24 protein-coding genes and 1 riboswitch are annotated in these 23,877 nt (G+C 71.0%); of the genes, 18 read left to right on the top strand and 6 right to left on the bottom strand.

All coding sequences use genetic code 11. From position 1 onward, the window contains the following. The first annotated feature begins 155 nt into the window (after window positions 1-155). The gene (locus tag ACZ53K_RS05465) at window positions 156-1,787 is read left to right on the top strand and encodes an RDD family protein (RefSeq protein WP_468832243.1); all 1,632 of its coding nucleotides are present in this window, start codon (window positions 156-158) and stop codon (window positions 1,785-1,787) included. A 75-nt stretch (window positions 1,788-1,862) separates the two neighbouring features. After that, a complete protein-coding gene (locus ACZ53K_RS05460; RefSeq protein WP_468832241.1) occupies window positions 1,863-2,627 on the top strand; it encodes an RDD family protein in 765 nt (254 codons plus the stop codon). Between the two features lie 169 nt (window positions 2,628-2,796). On the opposite strand, the gene ACZ53K_RS05455 is transcribed toward ACZ53K_RS05460, so the two are convergent. Next, on the bottom strand, window positions 2,797-3,120 hold the full coding sequence (locus ACZ53K_RS05455) for a hypothetical protein (protein WP_468832240.1): 324 nt from the start codon (window positions 3,118-3,120) through the stop codon (window positions 2,797-2,799). Window positions 3,121-3,530: 410 nt separating this feature from the next. Here ACZ53K_RS05455 and ACZ53K_RS05450 point away from each other — a divergent pair, with 410 nt between their 5' ends. Together ACZ53K_RS05450 and ACZ53K_RS05445 are read left to right on the top strand one after the other, a co-directional pair. Beyond that, window positions 3,531-5,930, top strand: a complete 2,400-nt coding sequence (locus ACZ53K_RS05450) for an immune inhibitor A domain-containing protein (RefSeq protein WP_468832238.1) — start codon at window positions 3,531-3,533, stop codon at window positions 5,928-5,930. A 115-nt stretch (window positions 5,931-6,045) separates the two neighbouring features. Then, on the top strand, window positions 6,046-6,357 hold the full coding sequence (locus ACZ53K_RS05445; RefSeq protein ID WP_468832237.1) for a hypothetical protein: 312 nt from the start codon (window positions 6,046-6,048) through the stop codon (window positions 6,355-6,357). 110 nt (window positions 6,358-6,467) lie between these two features. Here ACZ53K_RS05445 and ACZ53K_RS05440 read toward each other — a convergent pair whose 3' ends face one another. Together ACZ53K_RS05440 and ACZ53K_RS05435 are read right to left on the bottom strand one after the other, a co-directional pair. Further along, entirely contained in the window at window positions 6,468-7,064 is a 597-nt protein-coding gene (locus ACZ53K_RS05440; RefSeq protein ID WP_468832236.1) for an isochorismatase family protein, read from the bottom strand. Window positions 7,065-7,278: 214 nt separating this feature from the next. Continuing rightward, on the bottom strand, window positions 7,279-8,607 hold the full coding sequence (locus ACZ53K_RS05435; RefSeq protein WP_468832235.1) for a nicotinate phosphoribosyltransferase: 1,329 nt from the start codon (window positions 8,605-8,607) through the stop codon (window positions 7,279-7,281). Between the two features lie 81 nt (window positions 8,608-8,688). On the opposite strand from ACZ53K_RS05435, the gene clpS reads away from it, so the two are divergent. From clpS to ACZ53K_RS05380, 11 genes are all read left to right on the top strand, one after another. Further along, a complete protein-coding gene (gene clpS, locus ACZ53K_RS05430) occupies window positions 8,689-9,048 on the top strand; it encodes an ATP-dependent Clp protease adapter ClpS (RefSeq protein WP_468832234.1) in 360 nt (119 codons plus the stop codon). Then, window positions 9,048-9,668: a DUF2017 domain-containing protein gene (locus ACZ53K_RS05425; RefSeq protein WP_468832233.1), complete on the top strand. Its 621-nt coding sequence runs from the start codon at window positions 9,048-9,050 to the stop codon at window positions 9,666-9,668. The genes clpS and ACZ53K_RS05425 overlap by 1 nt, the downstream gene beginning before the upstream one ends. A gap of 368 nt (window positions 9,669-10,036) precedes the next feature. Next, window positions 10,037-11,509, top strand: coding sequence for an amino acid permease (locus tag ACZ53K_RS05420; protein ID WP_468832231.1), 1,473 nt, complete (start codon window positions 10,037-10,039; stop codon window positions 11,507-11,509). Between the two features lie 90 nt (window positions 11,510-11,599). Next, window positions 11,600-12,022: a M67 family metallopeptidase gene (locus tag ACZ53K_RS05415; protein WP_468832230.1), complete on the top strand. Its 423-nt coding sequence runs from the start codon at window positions 11,600-11,602 to the stop codon at window positions 12,020-12,022. 67 nt (window positions 12,023-12,089) lie between these two features. Beyond that, a riboswitch (cobalamin riboswitch) is annotated at window positions 12,090-12,188 on the top strand. 54 nt (window positions 12,189-12,242) lie between these two features. Continuing rightward, on the top strand, window positions 12,243-13,241 hold the full coding sequence (locus ACZ53K_RS05410) for an ABC transporter substrate-binding protein (RefSeq protein ID WP_468832229.1): 999 nt from the start codon (window positions 12,243-12,245) through the stop codon (window positions 13,239-13,241). A 5-nt stretch (window positions 13,242-13,246) separates the two neighbouring features. After that, entirely contained in the window at window positions 13,247-14,296 is a 1,050-nt protein-coding gene (locus tag ACZ53K_RS05405; protein WP_468832228.1) for a FecCD family ABC transporter permease, read from the top strand. After that, on the top strand, window positions 14,293-15,168 hold the full coding sequence (locus ACZ53K_RS05400) for an ABC transporter ATP-binding protein (protein ID WP_468832226.1): 876 nt from the start codon (window positions 14,293-14,295) through the stop codon (window positions 15,166-15,168). The genes ACZ53K_RS05405 and ACZ53K_RS05400 overlap by 4 nt, the downstream gene beginning before the upstream one ends. Then, window positions 15,165-15,944: a (2Fe-2S)-binding protein gene (locus ACZ53K_RS05395; RefSeq protein ID WP_468832225.1), complete on the top strand. Its 780-nt coding sequence runs from the start codon at window positions 15,165-15,167 to the stop codon at window positions 15,942-15,944. Before ACZ53K_RS05400 ends, ACZ53K_RS05395 begins: the two co-directional genes overlap by 4 nt. A gap of 100 nt (window positions 15,945-16,044) precedes the next feature. Next, window positions 16,045-16,158, top strand: coding sequence for a putative leader peptide (locus ACZ53K_RS05390; protein WP_468832223.1), 114 nt, complete (start codon window positions 16,045-16,047; stop codon window positions 16,156-16,158). A 156-nt stretch (window positions 16,159-16,314) separates the two neighbouring features. Next, window positions 16,315-16,620: a MoaD/ThiS family protein gene (locus tag ACZ53K_RS05385; RefSeq protein WP_468832221.1), complete on the top strand. Its 306-nt coding sequence runs from the start codon at window positions 16,315-16,317 to the stop codon at window positions 16,618-16,620. Continuing rightward, entirely contained in the window at window positions 16,620-17,570 is a 951-nt protein-coding gene (locus tag ACZ53K_RS05380) for a PLP-dependent cysteine synthase family protein (protein WP_468832220.1), read from the top strand. The genes ACZ53K_RS05385 and ACZ53K_RS05380 overlap by 1 nt, the downstream gene beginning before the upstream one ends. A 107-nt stretch (window positions 17,571-17,677) precedes the next feature. Here ACZ53K_RS05380 and ACZ53K_RS05375 read toward each other — a convergent pair whose 3' ends face one another. Continuing rightward, window positions 17,678-18,184 (bottom strand): type II toxin-antitoxin system PemK/MazF family toxin, encoded by a 507-nt coding sequence (locus ACZ53K_RS05375; protein WP_468832219.1) that lies wholly within the window; start codon window positions 18,182-18,184, stop codon window positions 17,678-17,680. Window positions 18,185-18,572: 388 nt separating this feature from the next. Here ACZ53K_RS05375 and ACZ53K_RS05370 point away from each other — a divergent pair, with 388 nt between their 5' ends. Then, window positions 18,573-19,325 (top strand): MBL fold metallo-hydrolase, encoded by a 753-nt coding sequence (locus tag ACZ53K_RS05370; RefSeq protein WP_468832217.1) that lies wholly within the window; start codon window positions 18,573-18,575, stop codon window positions 19,323-19,325. A 103-nt stretch (window positions 19,326-19,428) separates the two neighbouring features. Here ACZ53K_RS05370 and ACZ53K_RS05365 read toward each other — a convergent pair whose 3' ends face one another. Both ACZ53K_RS05365 and ACZ53K_RS05360 read right to left on the bottom strand, forming a co-directional pair. Continuing rightward, window positions 19,429-20,697: a PTS transporter subunit EIIC gene (locus ACZ53K_RS05365; RefSeq protein WP_468832216.1), complete on the bottom strand. Its 1,269-nt coding sequence runs from the start codon at window positions 20,695-20,697 to the stop codon at window positions 19,429-19,431. A gap of 283 nt (window positions 20,698-20,980) precedes the next feature. Continuing rightward, window positions 20,981-22,291 carry a PTS transporter subunit EIIC gene (locus tag ACZ53K_RS05360; RefSeq protein ID WP_468832214.1) on the bottom strand — a complete coding sequence of 437 codons (1,311 nt, stop codon included), beginning with the start codon at window positions 22,289-22,291 and terminating at the stop codon, window positions 20,981-20,983. 229 nt (window positions 22,292-22,520) lie between these two features. Here ACZ53K_RS05360 and ACZ53K_RS05355 point away from each other — a divergent pair, with 229 nt between their 5' ends. Together ACZ53K_RS05355 and rph are read left to right on the top strand one after the other, a co-directional pair. Next, entirely contained in the window at window positions 22,521-22,754 is a 234-nt protein-coding gene (locus tag ACZ53K_RS05355; RefSeq protein WP_468832212.1) for a PTS sugar transporter subunit IIB, read from the top strand. A gap of 223 nt (window positions 22,755-22,977) precedes the next feature. Beyond that, window positions 22,978-23,709, top strand: a complete 732-nt coding sequence (gene rph / locus ACZ53K_RS05350) for a ribonuclease PH (protein ID WP_468832211.1) — start codon at window positions 22,978-22,980, stop codon at window positions 23,707-23,709. Window positions 23,710-23,877: the final 168 nt, after the last annotated feature.

Here is a 23,877-nt window from a genome sequence, read left to right as displayed (position 1 = left end):
GCACAACTTTTTTCGCGGGCCTCTTCCAGGTGGTCCGGCCCGGCCTGGACACCCGCCCCGACCCTCCGTCTGATAGATGTGGACGCTGCGTTGCGGCAGACTGCACATGCCCCACCCACCACACCAGGCCGAGAACAGATAGCGGGACTTCGGACATGAGCGCCCCTTCCTCAGGATCCGCCGGCGGCAGCCCCACGCCAGGCTTCTACCCGGACCCGTCCATCCCCGGCTACATCCGGTACTGGAACGGTGCCGCATGGGTGCCGGGCACCAGCCGCCCGGCGCCCGCCGAGGGCGAGGCGCTGCCCGCGCCGCCGCCCGGCGCCGCCCAGACCCCCGCGCCCGCACCGGCCCCCACCCCCGCCGTGGAGGAGACCGGCCCGGTCTTCTTCGACGAAGAGGACGAGCACGGCCGGCTGACCGAGCCGGGCGGCGCTTCCGGTACGGGCGTGCCCGCCTCCGCCTGGCAGGCCGACACCGCCCGGCAGAACGGCTTCGGCGGCGAACAGGACCGCCGTATCGCCTGGGGTTCACCCGAGGAGGAGCAGCAGGCCGGCCTGCCGCAGCAGCGGGAGGAGGCCGGCCCGTCCGGTGCGCCGGCGTCCGGCGACGAGCCTCCGCGGTCCGAGGGCACGGTCACCGTCCGGGCCGTACGGGACGAAGGGGGCGCGCGAGGCGACCACGGTACGACCGCGATCCGCGCCGTGCGCCCCGGCGGGAACGCAAGCGGCAAGAGCGACACGATGGCGATCCGGGTGGCGCCGCAGTCCGGCGGTACCCCGTCCTCGCCGCTGCCCGGCGCCACGGCCCCGCAGCCGCTGCCGTCCACCGGCGCACAGCAGCCGCCGACGGCCCCAGGACCGCAGCAGGGCGCCGCGCAGCCCGGCCCCGGCGGCCAGGCACCCGCCGCCCAGGGACCGGCCCGGCAGGCGCCCCAGGGGCCCGTACAGCCGCAGCCCGGCCCGGGGCCCGCCGTGCCGCCGGCCCAGCACCAGCCGTTCCCGACGCAGCAGCCCCAGCAGCCCCAGCAGCCCCAGCAGCCCCTTCAGTCCCAGATGCCGCAGCAGGCTCCGGCGCCGCACGCACCGGTCCACCAGGCACCGCCCCAGCCCGCCCCGGGCCCGCACGCCGGACCGGCCCCCGCCCCGCAGACGCCCGCCCCGGCCCCCGCGCCCGGCCCGCAGGCCCAGCCGCCCGCCCCCTTCGCCGGTTTCCCGCCGCAGCAGGACGCCGGCGCGGCCGAGGGCGTCGTCCCCTGGAAGCCGCCGGCCTCCGACCCGTTCCTCGCCGCCGCGCAGGAGCAGGGCCGCCCGGCCTCCCTGGGCCGCCGGTTCGCCGCCCGCCTGATCGACACGCTGGCCCTGGCCGTCATCACCGGCGCCGCCGCCGTACCGCTGTGGGGCCCGGCCGCCGACCACATCGACGCCAAGGTGGAGGCCGCCAAGCAGTCCGGGCGCGAGGTCACCGTCTACCTGCTGGACGGCACGACCGGTCCCTACCTGGCCATCGTGCTCGCCGTGCTGCTCATCGGCGGCGGTCTGTACGAGGTGCTGCCCACCGTCAAGTGGGGCCACACGCTCGGCAAGAAGCTGTGCGGCGTCAAGGTGCTGGACATCGAGGGGCACGACACCCCGCCGATGGCTTCCGTGATCAAGCGGTGGCTGGTGTACGGCGTGCTCGGCGTGCTGGTGGTCGGCGTCGTCAACGCCGTGTGGTGCCTCTTCGACCGGCCGTGGCGGCAGTGCTGGCACGACAAGATCGCGCGTACCTTCGTCGCCGCGAAGTAGGCCGCCGGGCCGGCCGCGTCACCCGCCCGGACCTCGCCGGATGCGGCGGCGGGCGGCCCGGGTTCGACTCGGGCCATGAGCACCGACCAGCCCAGGCCCGGCTCCGGAGGCGAACCGCCGGAGGACGACCCGTTCCTGAAGAAGCCGCAGGAACCGCCGTCGGGCGGCTCTCCGTACGGGAACGAGCCGGCCGGCGGCTCTCCGTACGACCGGACCGCCAACTCCACCCCGTACGGCGAACAGTCCTCCGGCGGGGACCCGTACGGCGGCGCCCCGCCGCCCGGCAGCGGCCCGCCGCCCGGGGGGATGCCGCCGCCCCCGTACGGCGGTGACCCGTACGGGGGCAATCCGTACGGCGACCAGTACGGCGCCGCCGACCCGCTGGCCGGCATGCCGCCGCTGGCGGGCCGCGGCCGGCGCCTGGTCGCCCGCATCATCGACTGGATCATCATCTGCGTACCGGTCGGCTTGATCATGAGCGTGATCGTCGGCGGCTTCGACTACTGGACGACCGACGGCACGGACACCGGACGGCAGGCGTCCGTCTCCCTCGTGACGATGCTGGTCTACCTCGTCTACGAGGGCCTGATGCTCACCAGTCGCGGCCAGACCGTCGGCAAGATGGCGATGAAGATCCGGGTGGGGATGCTGGAGGACGGCGCGGTACCGGCCGGGCAGGCGGGCTGGGTGCGGGCGGCGGTCTACACGCTGCCCGAGATCGTGCCGTGCTGCGGCTTCCTCTTCTGGCTCGTCAACGTCCTGTGGTGCACCTGGGACAAGCCGTACCAGCAGTGCGTGCACGACAAGGCGGCCAAGACGGTGGTGGTCTCCACGGTCTGACGCCGGACACCCGAAGGCACCTGCCCCCTACAAGGGGGCGCGCCCCGGCCCTACTCGGCTTCTCCCGTCCCCATCCTGGCGGCTCCGGCGCGTCAACCGGCGGTCGGCGCACCCCTCATCCGAGCGGTGCCCGGCCGCCTACGCGCGTCCACCAGCCACGGACAGGTGACTAACGGGAGTGCTCGCTGACGCGGGCCTCGGAAGAGACGCCTGCGTGGATGCGCCGGCGCGGCGGGCGCGGGGCCGCCGCGCCGGCGGCGACGGTCACGCGTGTACGCGTGGCGGAGCGCCGGGCCGTACGGCGGCGCGCCACATGAGAAACCCCCGGCAGCGGCGCCGTGAGGGCGACCAGCAGGCCGAGGGCCAGGGCTGCGATGGCGATGACCGCGATTCCGACCCCGGTCCGCGTCTGCGAGAGCAGTAACAACGCGAGGGTCGAGAAGACGACGGTGGCCGATCCGTAGGCGAGCTGTGCGGCAGTCGGACGAGGCATGGCGGATCCGTCCTCAAGAGGTCGGCAGGGGTGTGGTCGACAGGGGCGCGCCGTCAAATGACTCTACGGTCCTTACTGCCCGAGCGGAACTGGCGGTAAGCGTGACCTAACCCACGGTTCCGAGGCATAGGGGGCGCACGGATTCATCTCTGATGTGAACGGACCTGATCGGAACGGTCGTTGGCGTGCGCGGAGCGCGGCGCGGGGGAGCCGCCGGGGGAGTGTGGATACGTACACGAAGTACGCGCTTCGCGTGCCCCCGAATGCCCCCGACGGTGTGCGATACCCGCATTCTGAGGACCGAAAACCGTACTTCTCTGTCGTGCCCAAGTCAAGATCTGTCTTTTCCCTCCCCCTTCCGGTCAAATGCTGGCATCCAGTGACCGATTCCAAGGGGAGGATTGCGCCAAGTGAGAGCCAAGAGACGGGCGTTCAGACCGGTCGCCCTGGCCACGGCCGCCGCCGCGATCGGAGCGGCCGGCCTGGCCTCCGGCGTGCCGGCGCAGGCCGACGACGGCCACCCGCCGCTCGCCGTTCAGCGGCAGGACCCGGGCGCGCCCGCCAAGCAGGCCGTCGACCACGACCTCAAGGGCCCGTTCAGCGACCAGCAGGCGGCGCAGCGCAAGGAAGCGCTCCAGCAGGTCATCTCCGGCGACGCCACGCCCGCCCGGCGCGGCGCCTCCCAGGTCGTCAAGCTCGGCCGGGGCAAATACGTCGAACTCGCCCGCGAGAAGACCGACAAGATCTTCACCATCCTGGTCGAGTTCGGCAACAAGGTCGACGACACCACCATGTACGACCCGGACGGCGACGGCCCCAAGCCTCCGGTGAAGAAGTACGGCGGCAAGCCCGGCCCCGCGCACAACACCATCGCGCAGCCCGACCGCCGCAACGACAACTCCACCGCCTGGCAGAAGGACTACAACCGGCAGCACTTCCAGGACCTCTACTTCTCCCACGACAAGAAGAAGGAGTCCCTGGCCAAGTACTACGAGAAGCAGTCATCGGGCCGTTACTCCGTCGACGGCGAAGTCTCCGACTGGGTCAAGGTCGACTACAACGAGGCCCGTTACGGTTCCAACTTCTGCGGCTCCACCAACTGCGCCAGCGCCTGGGACCTGATACGCGACGGCGTCAACCGCTGGGCCGAGAACCAGAAGGCCAAGGGCCGCACCGACGCCCAGATCAAGGCCGACCTCGCCAAGTACGACCAGTGGGACCGCAACGACCACGACGGCGACGGCGACTTCAACGAGCCCGACGGGTACATCGACCACTTCCAGATCGTGCACGCCGGCGAGGACGAGTCCGCGGGCGGCGGCGCCCAGGGCACCGACGCCATCTGGGCACACCGCTGGTACGCGTACGGCAGCGACTCCGGCCGCACCGGCCCGGCCGGCAACAAGGCCGGCGGCACCCAGATCGGCAGCACCGGCATCTGGGTCGGCGACTACACCATGCAGCCCGAGAACGGCGGCCTCGGCGTCTTCGCCCACGAGTACGGCCACGACCTCGGCCTGCCCGACGAGTACGACACCACCGGCACCGGCGAATCCTCCGTCGACTCGTGGTCGTTGATGTCCGGCGGCTCCTGGCTCGGTACCGGCAAGGACTCCATAGGCGACCTCCCCGGCGACATGAGCGCCTGGGACAAGCTCCAGCTCGGCTGGCTCAACTACGCCAAGGCCAAGGCGGCCACCAGGTCCACCCACAAGCTGGGCGTCGCCGAGTACAACACCAAGGACAAGCAGGCCCTGGTCGTCGAACTGCCCTCCAAGACGGTCCGCACCGACGTCGTCAAGCCCGCCGAAGGCACCCAGCAGTGGTGGAGCGGCATGGGCAACGACCTGAAGAACACCCTGTCCCGCACGGTGGACCTCACCGGCAAGAAGAAGGCCGCCCTGACCCTCAAGGGCTGGTGGGACATCGAGCAGAACTACGACTTCGCCTACGCCGAGGTCTCCACGGACGGCGGCGCCAACTACACGCCGCTGGAAGGCACCGCCGACGGCAAGCCGATCACCCGTGACGGCGGCGACAAGCCCGCCCTGACCGGCACTTCGGGCGCCTACAAGGACCTGGCCTTCCCGCTCGACGCGTACGCCGGCAAGAAGATCGACCTGCGCTTCCGCTACCAGACGGACGGCGGCGCCGCCCAGAAGGGATTCGCCGCGGACGCGGTCTCGGTGACCGCCGACGGCACGGCGCTGTTCACGGACGGCGCCGAGGCCGGTGACAACGGCTGGGCCGCCAAGGGCTTCTCGCGCATCGGCGCGTCCTTCACCAAGGACTACCCGCGCTACTACATCGCCGAGAACCGCCAGTACGTCTCGTACGACAAGACCCTCAAGACCGGCCCGTACAACTTCGGCTGGGCCTCCAGCCGCCCCCAGTGGGTCGAGCACTTCCCGTACCAGAACGGCGTCCTGATCTGGCTGTGGGACACCTCGCAGCCGGACAACAACGTCGGCCAGCACCCGGGTTACGGGCAGATCCTGCCGGTCGACGCCCACCCGAAGGCCGAGAAGTGGTCGGACGGCAAGCTGATGCGCAACCGCTTCCAGAGCTACGACTCGACCTTCACCCGGCACCGCACGGACGCGCTCACGCTGCACAAGGACGGCAAGATCACCAAGATCAAGTCGAAGCCCGGGGTGACCGTCTTCGACGACCGCAAGGGCGACTACTACGACGAGTCGAACCCGACCGGGGGCGTGATCGTTGCTGACACCAACACCCGCATCAGGATCCTCAACGAGGCCTGGAACGGCTCCACGGTGACCCTCCAGGTCGGCCCCTCCGGCAAGTAACCAACAAAACCGCAGGTCACAAGCCAATCGGCCGCCGCCCCCTAGCGGGCGGCGGCCGTTCGCGTTTAGATGCATCGTGCGAGCTCTTGTTGACGCCTAGTCTCACGGGGGAACCGTGCCCACATCCGGAGGAGGGTTCATCAGGCTTCCGGGCGGAAGCGTGGTGGTGGCCCTCGCCCTGCCCAGACCGGGCAATAACGGACACCGCGTCCGCGTCCTCGTCCACGCCGTGAACCGCCAGCGCGCCCTGACCAGGCTGCGCAACCTCGGCCTGCGCGCGGTCTACCTCCGCGGCAACACGGAACCACCCACCCCGGACGAGGTCACGGCCGTCCTGCACCACCCCGACGGCCTGGTCTGGCGCGAGACCCCGGAGGACGATACGGAATCCTGGCACCCGATCAGGTCATTGCTCCGGTCGGCGTAGCGGGCCGCCCCGCACCATCCCAGCCCGTCCGGCGTTCGAGGACACCTGAACCGCAACCACAACGGCGGGAAAGCCAAACACGGAAACTCGCGCGCAAAGCGCGCATCGCGTTACGCCGCCGCAACCACCGGCTTGCCGCTCAGCTCGATCCCGGCCGCCCGCATCCGTTCCACCGCCCGTTCCGTCGTCCCCGGCGCCACCCCGGCCGTGAGGTCGAGCAGCACCCGTACCCGGAACCCTTCGCTCACCGCGTCCAGCGCCGTGGCCCGCACGCAGTGGTCCGTGGCCAGCCCGACCACGTCCACCTCGCTCACCTCGTGGGCGCGGAGCCACTCGGCCAGCGGCTGTCCGTTCTCGTCCACCCCTTCGAAGCCGCTGTAGGCGGCAGAGTGCGCGCCCTTGGAGAAGACCGCGTCCACGGCCCCCGAAGCGAGCGTCGGCGCGAAGTTGGGGTGGAAGCCGCTGCCCTCCGTGCCGGCCACGCAGTGCGGCGGCCAGGACGTCTCGTAGTCCGGGCGTACGGAGAAGTGGTCGCCGGGCTCGATGTGGTGGTCGCGGGTCGCCACGACGTGCCGGTAGCCGCTGCCTGCCGCCTGCCCCACCAGATCGGTGATGGCGGCAGCCACATCCGCACCTCCCGCCACGGCGAGGCTGCCGCCCTCGCAGAAATCGTTCTGCACGTCTACGACGATCAATGCCCGGTGCATGGTGCGAGCCTTCCGGCTGGGGAGCGGTGGGAAGTGGGCGCTGGAGCGATGTGACCGAGGGTAGCCACTACCTGCGCCGAGGGGGAGTGGGCACCGGGGGCGCACACCGGCCGGGGCCCCCGCACCCCGGCCGGACCGCCCACACCCCGGCCGGAACGGCCACCGCCCCGGCCGGAACGGCCGAAACCCCGGCCGGAACGGCCAAAACCTCGCCTCACGGCGACTCCGTCGGCAGCACCGCCTCGCCCCGCGACAGCTGCGTGGCGGACATCGGCAACCCGCCCCGCGCGGCGATGTGCCGCTCGCGCACCGCGTCCAGCGGCTCGCGGGCGATCACCTCGCCGCCGCGTACCAGCGGCACCGCCAGCTGCCGGTCGGCCAGCTCCGGCGGTACCGGCCCGGTGCCGACGACCTCGGCCTCGGCGATGCCGTGTTCGTCCAGCCGGCGCGCCGCCCACTTGCGGCCGCCGAGTGACGCCTTGCCGCCCATGGATTTCTTGGCCACCGGCCGCAGCGGAGCGTCCGGCGCGTCGCTGTCGGCGCGTGCGACCAGTTTGTAGACCATCGAGCAGGTGGGGTGTCCGCTGCCGGTGACCAGCTGGGTGCCCACGCCGTATGCGTCCACCGGCGCCGCGGCGAGCGAGGCGATGGCGTACTCGTCCAGGTCGCTGGTCACGACGATCCGCGTGTCGCGGGCGCCCAGCTCGTCCAGCTGCTGCCGTACCCGGTGGGCGAGCAGCAGCAGGTCGCCGGAGTCGATGCGTACGGCACCGAGGTCCGGGCCGGCCACCTCGACGGCCGTACGGACCGCTTCGGTGACGTCGAACGTGTCCACGAGCAGCGTGGTGCCGCTGCCGAGCGAGTCGACCTGCGCGCGGAACGCGTCGCGCTCGCTGTCGTGCAGCAGGGTGAAGGAGTGGGCGCTGGTGCCGACCGTCGGGATGTTGTAGCGGAAGCCGGCCGCGAGGTCGGACGTGGAGTGGAAGCCGCCGACGTAGGCCGAACGGGCGGCGGCGACGGCGGCGAGTTCGTGGGTGCGGCGGGCGCCCATCTCGATGAGCGGGCGGTCGCCGGCGGCGACGGCCATGCGGGACGCGGCGGCGGCCACCGCGGAGTCGTGGTTGAGGATGGAGAGGATCACCGTCTCCAGCAGGACCGCTTCGGCGAAGGTGCCTTCCACTCGCATGATCGGCGAGCCGGGGAAGTAGACCTCGCCCTCCGGGTAGCCCCAGATGTCGCCGCGGAAGCGGTAATCGGCCAGCCAGTCCAGTGTGCGGTCGTCGAGGATGCCGCGCTCGCGCAGGAAGCCGAGAATCGTTTCGTCGAAGCGGAAGTTCTCCACCGCGTCCAGGACCCGGCCGGTCCCGGCGACGACGCCGTAGCGGCGGCCTTCGGGCAGGCGCCGGGTGAAGACCTCGAAGACCGAGCGGCGGTCGGCGGTCCCGGACCGCAGCGCGGCCTGCAGCATGGTGAGTTCGTACTGGTCGGTGAAGAGCGCAGTCGACGGCACGGCCACCGGCAGCCCCAGGTCTGCTGTGTTCATGGTGAGGATGCTACCTCTCATACTCGTCACTTTGACGATTTCCCCGGGCCGTTTGTGCGATGCCCCACCACGGGTGGCAGCATGGAGACCGTGAGCGCCGACCCGTCTGCCACCATCGCCCTTCGATCGACGCGCTGCGCGCTCAGCGCCCCCGTGGAGATCGAGCGACCCGAGTCCAGCGAGGCACCCTTCGAGGTGCCCGAGCCGGACGTGCCCTGGGTCACGCTGGTGCACAACGACCCCGTCAACCTCATGAGCTACGTGGCGTATGTCTTCGAGAGCTACTTCGGCTACTCGAAGGGCAAGGCCAAGCAGCTCATGCTCGACGTCCATCACAAGGGACGGGCGGTCGTCTCCAGCGGCAGCCGCGAGGAAATGGAGCGCGACGTGCAAGCGATGCACGGCTACGGCCTGTGGGCGACCCTCACGCAGGACCGCTGATGGCCGGCCACTTCGAGCCCCTGCCCGGCGGCGGCGCGGCCGCCCCCCTCGACGAGGTCGAGATCTCCATCCTGCGCAGCCTCGCCGTCCAGCTCATGGAGCTGATCGGCCCGGGTGAGGAGCCCGCCGAGGGCGACGACCCGCTGGCCGCGCTGTTCACGGCGGGCCCCAGCGAGCCGCCGTCCGACCCGGCACTGGCCCGGCTGTTCCCGGACGCGTACGGCGGCCCCGACGCGGTGCCGGACGACGCCGCGCACGCCGCCTCGGCCGAGTTCCGCCGCTACACCGAGAACGATCTGCGCACCCGTAAGCGCGAGGACGCGCTCGCGGTCGTACGGGCCCTGGACGCCCTCGGCCCGGTCGGCGGATCGGACGGTACGGGCGAGGAGGGCGCCGTGGACGGCGCCGTGCTGCGCCTGAAGCCGGACGAGTCGCGGCAGTGGCTGGGGGCCCTGAACGACCTCCGGCTGGCCATCGGGACCCGTCTGGAGGTCACCGACGAGGACGAGAGCGGTGAGCTGCTGCGGCTGCCGGACAGTGACCCGCGCAAGCCGATGGTGATGGCGTACCTGTGGCTGGGCGGCCTCCAGGAGAGTCTGATCGAGACCCTGACGGCCTGAGCCCGCGCGGGCCGCCGTCCGGCGCCCGGCGGGCCGCCCCTCGTGACCGGCGCCCTGCCCCGGATGTCGCGATCGTGAGGTCCCGCTCAACGGACACTCAAATCCGGATAACGATCGCGTCACCGACCCTGACTACCCAGCAGCCCATTCCAGCATTTATCCTACTTTTCTTGTTCGCGGCCCCAAGACATCACTGGTAGATGCCCAAGGGACCGTGATACATGTTCACGAACCTGCCGTGAGTGACGCCACCCCTGTCACTCCGGGAGCGCTTGGCCGGCCGACCGTCGGCGTGCAGGAACTCCATCCGGGGGGATCGGAACCCGATCCGGACAGACCGGGTCGGAATGGAGAAGGGCGCACCACACATGACCTCTGTGCAGGTCGAAAAGGAAACCGGCGGCAGCGACGCCGCGGGATCTGCTTCCGAAGAGGGTTACCAGCGGGGGCTGGGAAACCGGCAGATCCAGATGATCGCCATCGGTGGCGCCATCGGAACGGGTCTGTTCCTCGGAGCGGGCAAGGCGATCTCCAAAGCGGGACCCAGCATCATCCTGGCCTACGCCATCGTGGGCCTGGTCATCTTCTTCATCATGCGCGCCCTGGGCGAGCTGCTCATGTACCGCCCGGTGTCGGGCTCCTTCTCGGAGTACGCCCGCGAATTCCTCGGCCCGTTCATGGGATTCGTCACCGGCTGGACGTACTGGCTGTTCTGGGTGGTCACCGGCATCACAGAAGTGACTGCAGCAGCCACCTATGTGCAGTACTGGAACAAGGGAATACCCCAGTGGGCGTCCGCCCTGGTGTTCACGGTCGCCCTGTTCGGTATCAACCTGATCTCCGTGAAGCTCTTCGGTGAGCTGGAGTTCTGGTTCTCGATGGTCAAGGTCACCGCGATCATCGGCATGATCCTGATCGGTCTCGGCGTGATCACCATCGGCTTCTCCGACGCCGGTGACACCGCTTCCTTCAGCCTGCTGTGGTCGGACGGCGGATTCTTCCCGAAGGGCATCGGCGGCACGCTGATGACCCTGCAGATCGTGATGTTCGCCTTCCTGGCGGTCGAACTCGTCGGCGTCACCGCGGGCGAGGCCACCAACCCGAAGAAGGTCCTGCCCAAGGCCATCAACACCGTCCCGTGGCGGATCGGCCTCTTCTACATCGGCTCCCTGATCATCATCCTGTCCGTCGTCAGCTGGACGGTCTTCAAGCCGGGCGTGAGCCCCTTCGTCGCGGCCTTCCAGCAGATCGGCCTGCCGGCCGGCGCGGCGATCGTCAACTTCGTCGTGCTGACCGCGGCGCTGTCCTCGGCCAACTCCGGGATGTACTCCACCGGCCGGATGCTCCGCGACCTCGCGCTCAACGGGCAGGGCCCCAAGCTGTTCACCCGCCTCAGCAAGAACGGCCTGCCCACCTGGGGCACCGGCGTCTCCGTCGCGATGATGCTGTTCGGCGTGTGGATCAACTACCAGTGGCCGGGCAAGGCGTTCGACCTGGTCGTCTCCTTCGCGACGATCTCCGGCATGTGGGCCTGGATCATGATCCTGATCTCGCAGCTGCGCTACCGCGCCAAGGCCGACCGCGGCGAGCTGCCGCAGTCCGAGTTCAAGGCGCCCGGCGCCCCGTACACCTCGCTCTTCGCGCTGGCCTTCATCGGCATGGTCATCGTGATGATGGGCGTGGACCCGGACGCCCGCGTCTCGCTGTACGCGGCACCGGTCTGGGCGGCGGTCCTGGGCGTCAGCTACCTGGTGCTCAAGTCCCGCAACCCCGATATGTTCGGCAAGGCGGGCGCCGCGGCCGTCGCCAAGTCCGCCGCGCAGGGCGGCAAGAAGGACTGAGGGCGGCCCGCTCCAGGCGGGCTGTCCGGCATGTGGGCCGGTTCGTACCAACCTTCGGTACGGCCCGGCCCGCCTGCTTATTCTGGGCCCATGCTGACGCTTACCAAGGCCCTGTACGACCAGATCGTGGCCCACGCCCGCGCGGACCACCCCGACGAGGCCTGCGGCATGGTCGCGGGCCCGGCCGGCAGCGGCCGCCCCGAGCGGTACATCCCGATGCTCAACGCGGCCCGCTCGCCCACCTTCTACGAGTTCGACTCCCAGGACCTGCTCAAGCTCTACCGCGAGCTGGACGACCGGGACGAGGAACCCGTGATCATCTACCACTCGCACACCGCGACCGAGGCGTACCCGTCCCGTACGGACATCTCCTACGCGAACGAGCCCGGCGCGCACTACGTCCTGGTCTCAACGGCCGACACCGACGACGCCGGACCGTTCCAGTTCCGCTCGTTCCGGATCGTGGACGGACAGGTCACGGAGGAAGAGGTCGAGGTCGTCGACGCGTACTGAGCGCCGGGGGCGCGGACGCGTACCCGCCACCGCGGCGGCGGACGCCGTCGGCGCACCTGACACACTGTGCCGCATCACCCAGGGCGGCAGGACCCAGGAACCCGGTGCGAATCCGGGACGGTCCCGCCACTGTGACCAGGCCGTACGGCCTGGAAGCCAGGAACTGACCTGCCGCCCCACACCGACCAGGGGACGCGGATCCCCCGGAGGAGGCACGGCCATGTCCAGACCCAGGTCCCGTGACGCGCTGCGCGCGCTCGTCTCGGCGGCGCTCCTGCTGCCGCTCGCCGCCTGCGGCACCGGCGGCGACGGGAAGGCATCCGGCGGGGCCACGGCGAAGGCAGCCGGCTTCCCCTACACCGTCGAGAACTGCGGCGTCCGCACCACCTTCAAGGCCCCGCCCGAGCGCGTGGTCACCATGAACCAGCACACCACCGAGATCATGCTCGCCCTCGGCCTCAAGGACCGGCTGGCCGGCACCGCCTATCTCGACGACAAGGTGCTGCCGCAGTACGAGAAGGACTACAAGAGCGTCAAGGTCCTCGCCAAGGAGTACCCCTCCTACGAGACGCTGCTCGGCGCCAATCCCGACTTCGTCTACGGCGGTTACTCCAGCGCCTTCGACAAGGCCGAGGGCCGCGAGCGGGCCGCCCTGGAGAAGTCCGGCATCAAGACCCGCCTGAACATCGAGTACTGCACGCAGGGCAAGACCGGCGTCCAGCAGCTCGCCCGGGAGATCCGCGAGGTCGGCGCCACCTTCGGCGTACGCGACCGCGCCGAGGCCCTGGTCAAGAAGGCCGAGGCCACGATCGACGCCACCAAGGACAAGCTCAAGGGGACCGCCCCGGTCTCCGTCTTCGTCTACGACAGCGGCGACAGCTCGGTGCACACCGCGGGCGGCAAGGGCATCGGCAACGAGATCATCTCGCTGGCCGGTGGCCGCAACGTCTTCGCGGACACCGCCAAGACCTTCACCGACGTGTCCTGGGAGCAGATCGTCGAGCGCAAGCCCGAGATCATCGTGATCTATGACTACGGTGGCACCCCCGTCGCGGCGAAGAAGAAGCAGCTGCTCGAAGACCCGGCGCTCAAGGACGTACCGGCCGTGAAGAACCAGCGGTTCGCGGTGCTGCCGCTGTCCAGCGCGGTGCTCGGCGTACGCGTACCGGACGCCGCCCGGTCGCTGGCCGGGCAGCTGCACCCCGACGCCTTCAAGTAGCCCCGGTGACCTGCAAGACAGCGGCCGCGCCGCCGCGCCGACTGCGCTACACCCTCGTCCTGGCCGTCCTCACCGCCGCCCTGCTCGCGGCGTGCCTGGCCGGACTGGTCCTCGGGTCCGTCCGTATCCCGCCCGGTGACGTGCTGCGCATCCTGGGCGGGGACGCGCCGGTGGGCCCCTTCCCGACCATCGTGCTCGACGTACGGCTGCCCCGCGTGCTGCTCGGCGCCGTCGTCGGCGCGGGGCTCGCCGTCATCGGCACCGTCCTGCAGGCGCTGGTCCGCAACCCGCTCGCCGACCCGTTCCTGCTCGGCGTCTCCTCGGGCGCCTCGACCGGCGCCGTCATGGTCGTCGTCCTCGGCGTCGGCGGCGGCCTGGCCACCACCGTCTCGATGCCGCTGGCCGCCTTCGCCGGATCACTGGGCGCACTGATCGCCGTCTACGCGCTGGCCCGGCGCGGCGGCACCATGACCACCGGGCGCCTGGTGCTGGCGGGCGTCGCGGTGCAGTACATCCTCTCCGCGCTGACCAGCCTCGTCCTGGTCACCTCGGCCCAGGCCGAACACCTGCGGTCCCTCATGTTCTGGACGCTCGGCGGCCTCGGCCAGGCCCGCTGGAACACCCTGTGGCTGCCCGCCCTCGCCCTGCTCGCCGGCCTCGCGGTGCTGCTCACCCTCGCCCGGCCGCTGGACCTGCTGCTCGTGGGGGAGGAGGGCGCGACCGTCCTCGGGCTGGACACCGGCCGCTTCCGCGCCGCCGTCTTCGTCCTCGCGTCGCTGGTCACCGGCGTGCTCGTGGCGGCCAGCGGGTCGATCGGCTTCGTCGGCCTGATGGTGCCGCACGCCGTCCGCATGCTCGTCGGTGCCTCGCACCGGGCCCTGCTGCCGGTGGTCGCGCTGGCGGGCGCGGTCTTCGTCGTCCTCGCCGACCTGCTGGCCCGTACGGTCGCCGGCTCCCAGGAGATCCCCGTCGGGGTGATCACCGCGCTGGCCGGCGGACCGTTCTTCCTGTGGCTGCTGCGCCGCACCACCCGTACGGAAGGAATCACCGGATGAGCGAGCGGACCGCGGCCGCGGCGGGCCCGGCCCCTGCCGGTGCCGTTCCCGCCGGTGCCGCCCCCGCCGAACTGCGGGCCGAGGGCCTGTCGTACGGCGTCGACGGCCGCCACCTGGTCGACGGCGCCGACCTGTACGTCGCGCCGGGCGAGACGGTCGGCCTGGTCGGCCCCAACGGCAGCGGCAAGACCACCCTGCTGCGCTGCGTCTACGGCACCCTGGCCCCCACCCATGGCCGGATCACCCTGGACGGCCGCGACCTGGCCGGGTTCTCGGCCAAGGAGCGGGCCCGGCGCGTCGCGACCGTCCCCCAGGACGGCAGCGGCGCCTTCGAGCTGACCGTGCGCGAGATCGTCGCGATGGGCCGCTCACCGCACAAACGTTTCTGGGAGACCGACTCGGCGGCCGACGCCGCCCTCGCCGACCAGGCGCTGGAGTGGGTGGGCGTCGCGGAGCTGCGCAACCGTTCCTTCGCCGCGCTCTCCGGCGGCGAACGGCAGCGCGTCCTGGTCGCGCGGGCCCTCGTGCAGCAGCCGTCCCTGCTCGTCCTCGACGAGCCGACCAACCACCTCGACATCCGCTACCAGCTCGACGTCCTCTCACTCGTGGCCGGCCTGGGCGTCAGCACCCTGCTCGCATTGCACGACCTCAACCTCGCCGCGTACTACTGCGACCGCCTGTACGTGCTGCGCGCGGGCCGCGTCGTCGCCCACGGGACGCCGCACGAGATCCTCACCCCCGGCCTGCTGGCCGACGTGTACGGGGTCGCCGCCGAGGTCAGCGTGCACCCGGTGACCGGGGCGCCGACGGTGGTGTACCTGCCACCGGACGCGGCGGCAGGCAGGAACACGACGACGGCGGAGCGCCGGTGAACGCGCACGACGAAGCCGCCGCCGACAACCCGGCCGGGCCGCTCGCCGCGCTCGCCGCACACGGCCCCCGCTACCGCCTCGGGCTCGGCACCCCGCCGGACGGCGAGCCCGGCTGGCTCGCCGCCGACCGGCTGCTCGACCCGTACGGCCCGGAACTGTCCCACCTGCTGGACACCGAATACCAGGGCAGCGGCCACCGCACCGCCCACGCCGCCGCCCTCACCCTCATCGCGGTCTACGCGGGCCGGGTCACCGCGGCGGCCGTCCTGCACTGGGCGCTGACCGGCCGCGTCCTGGACGTACGGCCGGAGAACGTCCTCCTGCGGCCGGACCCCGGCCACGGCATCGCCGGCGTGCGGCTGCGGACGTTCCGGACCCTGGGCGAGGCGCCGGACGGCGGCGCCGGAACGCTTCAGCAGGCCGTCCTCGCCCGCCACCTGCTCCCGCTGGCCGACGCCCTCCGGGAGCGCACCCGCGCCGGGCTGCGGCAACTGCGCGGGGGAGTGGCGCACGGCTGCGCGACCGCCCTCGGGGCCTCCCGTGCCGATCCCGCGCTGCTGACCCGCCGCTGGGACGCGTTTCTGGACGGTGCGCCCGGCGGCCTCGCGGCGCTGGGCGATGTGGCCACCGTCACACGCCGGGACGGCTCTCCGCGCCTGGTCTACCTCCGCCGGACCTGCTGTCTCTTCTATACGAGCGCCGAAGCCGTGCGCTGCGTCAGCTGCTGCCTGACCAGCAGGGACGAGCGGATCGCGGCGTACGAGGCCCGCCCCTGACCCGGGCCGCCGGCCGGCGCGTCCCACCTGGTGTGCACCGGGCGTCCGCATCGCAAGACGAGGTTCCGGTCCCCGGACCGGGAATCGATACGATGACCGCATGGTTCCTGACGACGTGAGCGAAAAGACGCCGGGCATTTTGCTTGTGGCGCGGCTGCACGTCGACCTGTGCCGCCTTGCCAGCGCCATCTGTCCCCTCCGCGCTGCCGCCTGACGCCGCCGGTACACCGGCCGCGCGGCGGTTCCCGCGCGCACCACGCCGTGCGCGCCGCACCGTGCCCCTCCCGCTCAGCGCCTCCGCGACGCACGCCCCGAGCCGCGCCGCCCGCACGCCCGCCCCGCACGCCACCGCCTTTCCACAGGAGCTCCCATGGCCATCGAGGTCCGTATCCCGACCATCCTCCGCACCTACACCGACGGCCGGAAGGCCGTCGAAGGCAGCGGCGCGACCCTCGCCGACCTCTTCACCGACCTGGAGAGCCGCCACTCCGGCATCCGGGAGCGCCTCGTCGACGGCGACCAGCTGCGCCGCTTCGTGAACGTCTACCTGAACGACGAGGACGTGCGCTTCCTGAAGGGCATCTCCACCCAGCTCAGCGACGGCGACAGCGTCACCATCCTGCCGGCCGTGGCCGGCGGCTCGGGCATGGCGCGCGACCCCCGGGAACAGCGCTGATGCGGTACGACTCCCCGCTGGCGGCGGTCGGCAACACCCCGCTGGTCCGCCTGCCGCGGCTGTCCCCCTCCGCCGACGTCCGCATCTGGGCCAAGCTGGAGGACCGCAACCCGACCGGCTCGGTCAAGGACCGCCCCGCGCTCCACATGATCGAGCAGGCGGAGAAGGACGGCCGGCTCACCCCCGGCTGCACGATCCTGGAGCCCACCTCGGGCAACACCGGCATCTCGCTGGCGATGGCGGCCAAGCTCAAGGGCTACCGGATCGTCTGCGTCATGCCGGAGAACACCTCCTCCGAGCGGCGCGAACTGCTCGCCATGTGGGGCGCGGACATCATCTCCTCGCCCGCGGCGGGCGGCTCCAACACGGCCGTACGGGTCGCCAAGGAACTGGCCGCCGAACACCCCGACTGGGTGATGCTCTACCAGTACGGCAACCCCGACAACGCCGGCGCGCACTACGCCACCACCGGCCCCGAAATCCTCGCCGACCTGCCCTCCGTCACCCACTTCGTGGCGGGCCTGGGCACCACCGGCACCCTCATGGGCGTCGGCCGCTACCTGCGCGAGCACGTCCCCGGCGTACAGATCGTCGCCGCCGAGCCGCGCTACGACGACGTGGTCTACGGGCTGCGCAACCTCGACGAGGGCTTCGTGCCCGAGCTGTACGACGCGTCGGTGCTCACCACCCGCTTCTCCGTCGGCTCCGAGGACGCCGTCCGCCGCACCCGCGAACTCCTCGCCGAGGAAGGCATCTTCGCGGGCGTCTCGACCGGCGCGGCCCTGCACGCGGCGATCGGCGTCGCCAAGAAGGCGGTCAAGGCGGGGCAGCCCGCTGACATCGCCTTCGTCGTGGCCGACGGTGGCTGGAAGTACCTGTCCACCGGCGTCTACACCGCCGCATCAACCGAGGCCGCGATCGAGACGCTGCATGGTCAGCTCTGGGCGTGAGGCCGTGAGGCCGTGAGGCCGTGAGGCTGTAAGGGTGCGGGACTGTGACGGAGGCGTGAGGCCGTGATGGAGGGGTGCGGCCGTCAGGCCTCAGCGCCCTCGCCGCCTCACCCCCCGGTCAGGCGGCGTACCCGCTTCCACAGGGCGCCGTCGACGGTCCCCGCGGGCCGGCGGAAGTTCCGTAGCGGCACCTCGCGGAGCTCGTCCGTCTCCAGGAAGCTTGTCCGGCCGCGCTCGTCGCCGACCGTGCCGGGCGGCAGGGGGAGCACACCCGGCCGGTCCGGATGGTGCCGACTGGTGATCTTCACGACGTGCGCCGTACGGCCGTGCACCGACAGCACCAGGCAGGGACGGTCCTTCGCGCCCGGCTCGTCCTCGTACGGCACCAGGGCCCACCAGATCTCCCGCGCCCGGGGCGTGCGGGCGCCCGGTTCCGTGGTCCGGGCGGGATGCCCGCCGGGGCGCGTACGGTCGCGCTCCCGCGTTCTTGGCCGAAAGCGCGCCCCTCGACGCCGCTGCGCGCCCCGCGACCGGGCCCGTCCGTCGACGATCGCCGCCACCAGCGCCAGCGCGGCCACCACGACCAGCGCCGGCCACCACCCCGAGACGTCCAAACCCGCTCCCTCCACATACCCGGCCCCGTCCCGACCGTCCCGACCGTCCCGACCGTCCCGACCGTCCCGACCGTACCGGCCGAAGCAGCCGGGCGGCACGGCCGTACCGGCGTGCGGGCGCCGTCGTGTAGGCGTCCGGCACCGGGGAACCACAGCAGGGGAACACCGTCCTGTACACACCCACCCGGACTGGTGATTCCGCCCACAGCTCGCCCCGCCGGAGGAGCCACCGGCCCTTTCGCGCCTTACGCTCGTGGGCACCGCAATGACCGCTCAGACCCGGCAGGACGCCCGCCGGACGAGGACCCGGCGGGGACTGGTGCACGCGCCCGCCGAAGCCCCGCATGGACCCGCCGCTCCGCCCCCAGCCACGGAGGTTCACGCCCGCATGAAGCTCACTGTCGTCGGATGCTCGGGGTCGTTCCCTTCCACGGAATCGGCCTGTTCGAGCTATCTCCTGGAGGCCGACGACTTCCGGCTGCTCATCGACATGGGCAACGGCGCCCTGGGCGAGCTGCAGCGCCACTGCGGTCTCTACGACCTCGACGCCGTACTCCTGTCGCATCTGCACGCCGACCACTGCATCGACCTGTGCGGCTACTTCGTGGTGCGCTACTACCGGCCCGACGGCGGCCGGTGCGCGCCGATGCCCGTGTACGGCCCGGCCGGCACCGAGCGCCGGCTGACCGCCGCGCACGCGGACCTGCCGACCGACCAGGCGATGAGCGAGGTCTTCGACTTCCGGACGCTGACCCCCGGCACCTTCACCGTCGGACCGTTCACCATCCGTACGGATCTGGTCAGCCACCCCGTCGAGGCGTTCGGCTTCCGTATCGAACACGACGGCAAGTCGCTGACGTACTCCGGGGACACCGGGGTCTGCGACGCCCTGGACGGCCTCGCCGAGGACACCGACTTCTTCCTGTGCGAGGCGTCCTTCACGCACGGCAAGGAAGACATCCCGGACCTCCACCTCAACGGCCGCGAGGCCGGCGCGCACGCCGCGCGCGCCCGCGCGGGACGCCTCGTCCTGACCCACATCCCGCCGTGGACCGACCCGGGCATCAATCTGCGCGACGCGCAGGAGGTCTTCGACGGGCCGGTCGAGGTCGCCAAGGCGGGCGCGGTGTACGAGATCTGAGCCGCGCGGCCCCGGCCGCACGTACGCCCGGCCGAAGATGCAGCAGGCCCCCGCGACCACAGGGTCGCGGGGGCCTGCTGCTCGGGAGGCGTGGGGCCGGGGCCTACTTGCCTTCCATCTTCTGCATCTCGGCGATCTCCTCGTCGGACTCACGGCCCGGCGTCTTGAGGTTGAACCTGACGATCGCGAACCGGAAGATCACGTAGTACAGGGCGGCGAAGCACAGGCCGACCACGGCCAGCATCAGCGGCTTGGTCGCGATGCCCAGGTTCAGCAGGTAGTCGATCGCGCCGGCCGAGAAGCCGAAGCCGTCCTTCATGCCCAGCGCCCAGGTCAGCGCCATCGACACACCGGTCAGCACCGCGTGCACCGCGTACAGCAGCGGCGCGATGAACATGAACGTGAACTCGATCGGCTCGGTCACACCGGTGACGAAGGCGGTGAGCGCGAGCGAGAACATCATGCCGCCGACGACCTTGCGGCGCTCGGGGCGGGCGCAGTGCACGATCGCCAGGCAGGCGGCGGGCAGCGCGAACATCATGATCGGGAAAAAGCCGGTCATGAACTGTCCGGCACTCGGGTCGCCCTGCAGGAAGCGGGCGATGTCGCCGTGCTTGCCCTCGAAGTCACCGGCCTGGAACCAGGGGAAGGAGTTCAGCAGGTGGTGCATGCCGACCGCGATCAGACCGCGGTTGGCGACACCGAAGATGCCCGCGCCGACCGCGCCGGAGCCGACCAGCCACTCACCGAAGTTGTGCAGACCGGCGCCGAGAACCGGCCAGATGTAACCGAAGACGATGCCGATGACCAGGCCCGCGAAGGACGACAGGATCGGGACCAGGCGGCGGCCGCTGAAGAAGCCGAGCCAGTCCGGCAGCTTCTTGCGGCTGTAGCGCTGGTAGAGCAGGGCGACCACGATGCCCATCACCACGCCGCCGAGCACCTTCGCGTCGGCGGGCGCGGCCTCCTGGACTATCTTCCCGTCCACCACCTTGGCGATCTTCGGGAGGCTGTCGTCCCCGAAGGTGGCCAGCACCTTGCTGAAGACCAGGTAACCGACGACCGCGGCCAGGCCGGTCGAGCCGTCCGCCTTCTTGGCGAAGCCGATGGCGATACCGACGGCGAACAGCAGCGGCATGTTGTCCAGGAGCGCGCCGCCGCCGGCGGCCATGAACTCCGCGATCTTGTTCAGGAACGCGGGGAACGAATCCCGGCCGAGCATGTCCGGCTGGCCGAGCCGGACCATGAGCGCCGCGGCGGGCAGCGTCGCGATCGGCAGCATGAGGCTGCGGCCGATGCGCTGGGCTACAGCCATGGCGCCGGCGCCGCGCCGCTTCTTGTCTGGAGCCGCCGTAGCGGTGGCCGAACTCATCGGATTCCTCCTGGTGAGGCGGGCTCCGGGAGAAGGGGGACGGCCCGCCGGCTTGGTCTACACCACTCAGTGGTTTAGACCATTTTTAGCATGTCGCCCACACATAAAGGAATCCGTTGTTCCCAAGGTTTAGATCACATGGCGACCGGCCTACAAGTGCCGCCGCCCACGGGACCGACCGGCCCGGGCCGAACCGCGCGCATCTCCCCCGTACGAAAGCCACCCGGCCGTCGCGCCCCGCCCCGGTGGCCCCTGCCCCTGCCCCTGCCCCTGCCCCACCCGCCTACTTCGTGTTCTCCTTCGTCAGTTCCTCCTCCACCTCCTCCGGCTCACGGCCCGGAGTGTGCAGGTCGAACTTGATGATCACGAAGCGGAACAACACGTAATAGACGACCGCGAAACACAACCCGATCGGAATGATCATCCAGGGTTTGGTCGCCAGCCCCCAGTTGATCACGTAGTCGATCAGACCGGCCGAGAAACTGAAACCGTCCTTGACGCCCAGCGCCCAGCTCACCGCCATCGACACACCCGTCAGCACCGCGTGCAGCGCGTACAGCACCGGCGCGACGAACAGGAACGAATACTCGATCGGCTCGGTCACACCCGTGACGAAGGACGTCAGACCGACCGACAGCATCAGCCCGCCGATCTCCTTGCGACGGTGCGGCTTGGCGCAGTGCGTGATCGCCAGCGCCGCGGCCGGCAGCGCGAACATCATGATCGGGAAAAAGCCCGTGGTGAACTGCCCGGCCGTCGGATCACCCGCCAGGAACCGGTTGATGTCACCGTGCACCGCCGTACCGTCCGGCTTGGTGAAGTCACCGAACTGGAACCACATGAACGTATTGAGGAACTGGTGCATCCCGATCACCAGCAGCGCCCGGTTGGCCACACCGAAGATGCCGGAACCGGTGGCCCCCAGATCCGTCAGCCACCTGCTGAAGCCGGTCAGCGCGTCACCGATCGGCGGCCAGACCCACAGACACAGCGCCGCGAAGGCCAGCCCGACGAACGCCATGATGATCGGCACCAGCCGGCGCCCGTTGAAGAAGCCCAGCCAGTCCACCAGCTTCACGCGGTGATACCGCTGCCAGATCCACGCGGCGAAGAACCCCATCACGATGCCGCCGAACACCCCCGGATTCTGGAAACCCGCCGGAGTCGCCTTGCCGCTCCCGTCCACACACACCCCGCCCCACTGCCCGGCCGTCGCATACGCCGAACCCGCCGCGCAGTCCTGCGGGAACTGGTGCAGCACCGAGTAATAGACGAGGAAGCCGACCACCGCGGCCAGCGCCGTCGAACCGTCCGCCTTCTTCGCCATCCCGATCGCCACACCGACGCAGAACAGCAGCGGCAGACCGAGCGAGGAGTCCAGCAGCGCGCCGCCCGCACCCGCGAACACCTTCGCCACGTTCTCCCAGCCCAGACCGTCCGCGCCGAAGACATCCGGCTGGCCCAGCCGGTTGAGGATGCCCGCGGCCGGCAGCACGGCGATGGGCAGCTGGAGGCTGCGCCCCATCTTCTGCAAGCCCTGGAACAGGCTCGCCGACCGCTTCTTGCGCCCCGCTGTCGCCGCGTTCGGGCTCATCCGCGTCCTCCCGGCCGCCGACCCGTCGCGGGCCGGTTCGGTACGTGCCGCATACTGATGGTGTAGACCACTTGTGGTGCGTTTCGGACCCCCGGAAAAGCGCTGCCGGGTGGTCGCCATCATTCGCCAGAGCGCGGGCATGTGCCCGGGTAACTGGGCTGAACGTGCGTTACCGTGTGATCACCGAGCGGCACCGACCGCGCGGTGGCCGAGACAAGCAGGAGTGGACATGGCCAGCAAGGCTGAGAAGATCGTCGCCGGGCTCGGCGGCCTCGACAACATCGAAGAGATCGAGGGCTGCATCACCCGCCTGCGCACCGAGGTCGCCGACCCCGACCTCGTCGACGAGGCCGCGCTCAAGGCCGCCGGCGCGCACGGCGTCGTGAAGATGGGCACCGCCATCCAGGTCGTCATCGGCACCGACGCGGACCCGATCGCCGCCGAGATCGAAGACATGATGTGAGCAGCTGACCGCTCACCCGCCCGAGCCCCGGCCGCCCGCCGCACCAGGCGAGGACCGGGGCTCCGGCATGGGGACGGACGGCAGCGGCACGCGGCCGCACGTACCGCCGAAACACGCGTACGTACCCGCGCATCCCTCCCCCTCCGTACCCCCGCCCCGACCCTCACCCAACCCTCACCCGACCCGGAACCGGCCCCGCCGCCGAGCCGATAGGGTCGGGGCCATGTCTCGTATCGACGGCCGCACCCCCGACCAACTCCGCCCCGTCACCATGGAACGCGGCTGGAGCAAGCACGCCGAAGGCTCCGTGCTGATCTCCTTCGGCGACACCAAGGTCTTCTGCACCGCCTCCCTCACCGAAGGCGTCCCGCGCTGGCGCAAGGGCAGCGGCGAAGGCTGGGTCACCGCCGAGTACTCGATGCTGCCGCGCTCCACCAACACCCGCGGCGACCGCGAATCCGTCCGCGGCAAGATCGGCGGCCGTACGCACGAGATCTCCCGCCTCATCGGCCGCTCACTGCGTGCCGTCATCGACTTCAAGGCCCTCGGCGAGAACACCGTCGTCCTGGACTGCGACGTCCTCCAGGCCGACGGCGGCACCCGCACCGCCGCCATCACCGGCGCCTACGTCGCCCTCGCCGACGCCATCTCCTGGGCCCAGACCAAGAAGACCATCAAGGCCGGCCGCCAGCCGCTCATCGGCACCGTTTCCGCCGTCAGCGTCGGCATCGTCGGCGGCGTACCGATGCTCGACCTCTGCTACGAGGAGGACGTACGCGCCGAGACCGACATGAACGTCGTCTGCACCGGCGACGGCCGCTTCGTCGAGGTCCAGGGCACCGCCGAGGCCGAGCCCTTCGCCCGCGAGGAACTCAACTCGCTCCTCGACCTCGCCGTCGCCGGCTGCTCGACTCTGGACGCCGCCCAGCGCGAGGCCCTCGCCCGCACGCTGTAAGGCCCGCACGCGGTCTCCTCGGCCGCCGTACGAGCCTCTTGACGCGCCGGCCCCCGCCACGGTGGGCCGGCGCGGCCCGTACCGCCCCCGCGCGCCCGTCCTGTGACCTTTCCCTCGTGGGATCTGCGTCTCTAGGAAAACGCCGACGCGCCGCGCACCGTGGAACGC

It is taken from the genome of Streptomyces sp. NPDC033221 (assembly GCF_055577005.1).
The sequence above is the reverse complement of the archived record's forward strand: the minus strand, read 5'-3'. Positions and strand labels throughout refer to the sequence as shown.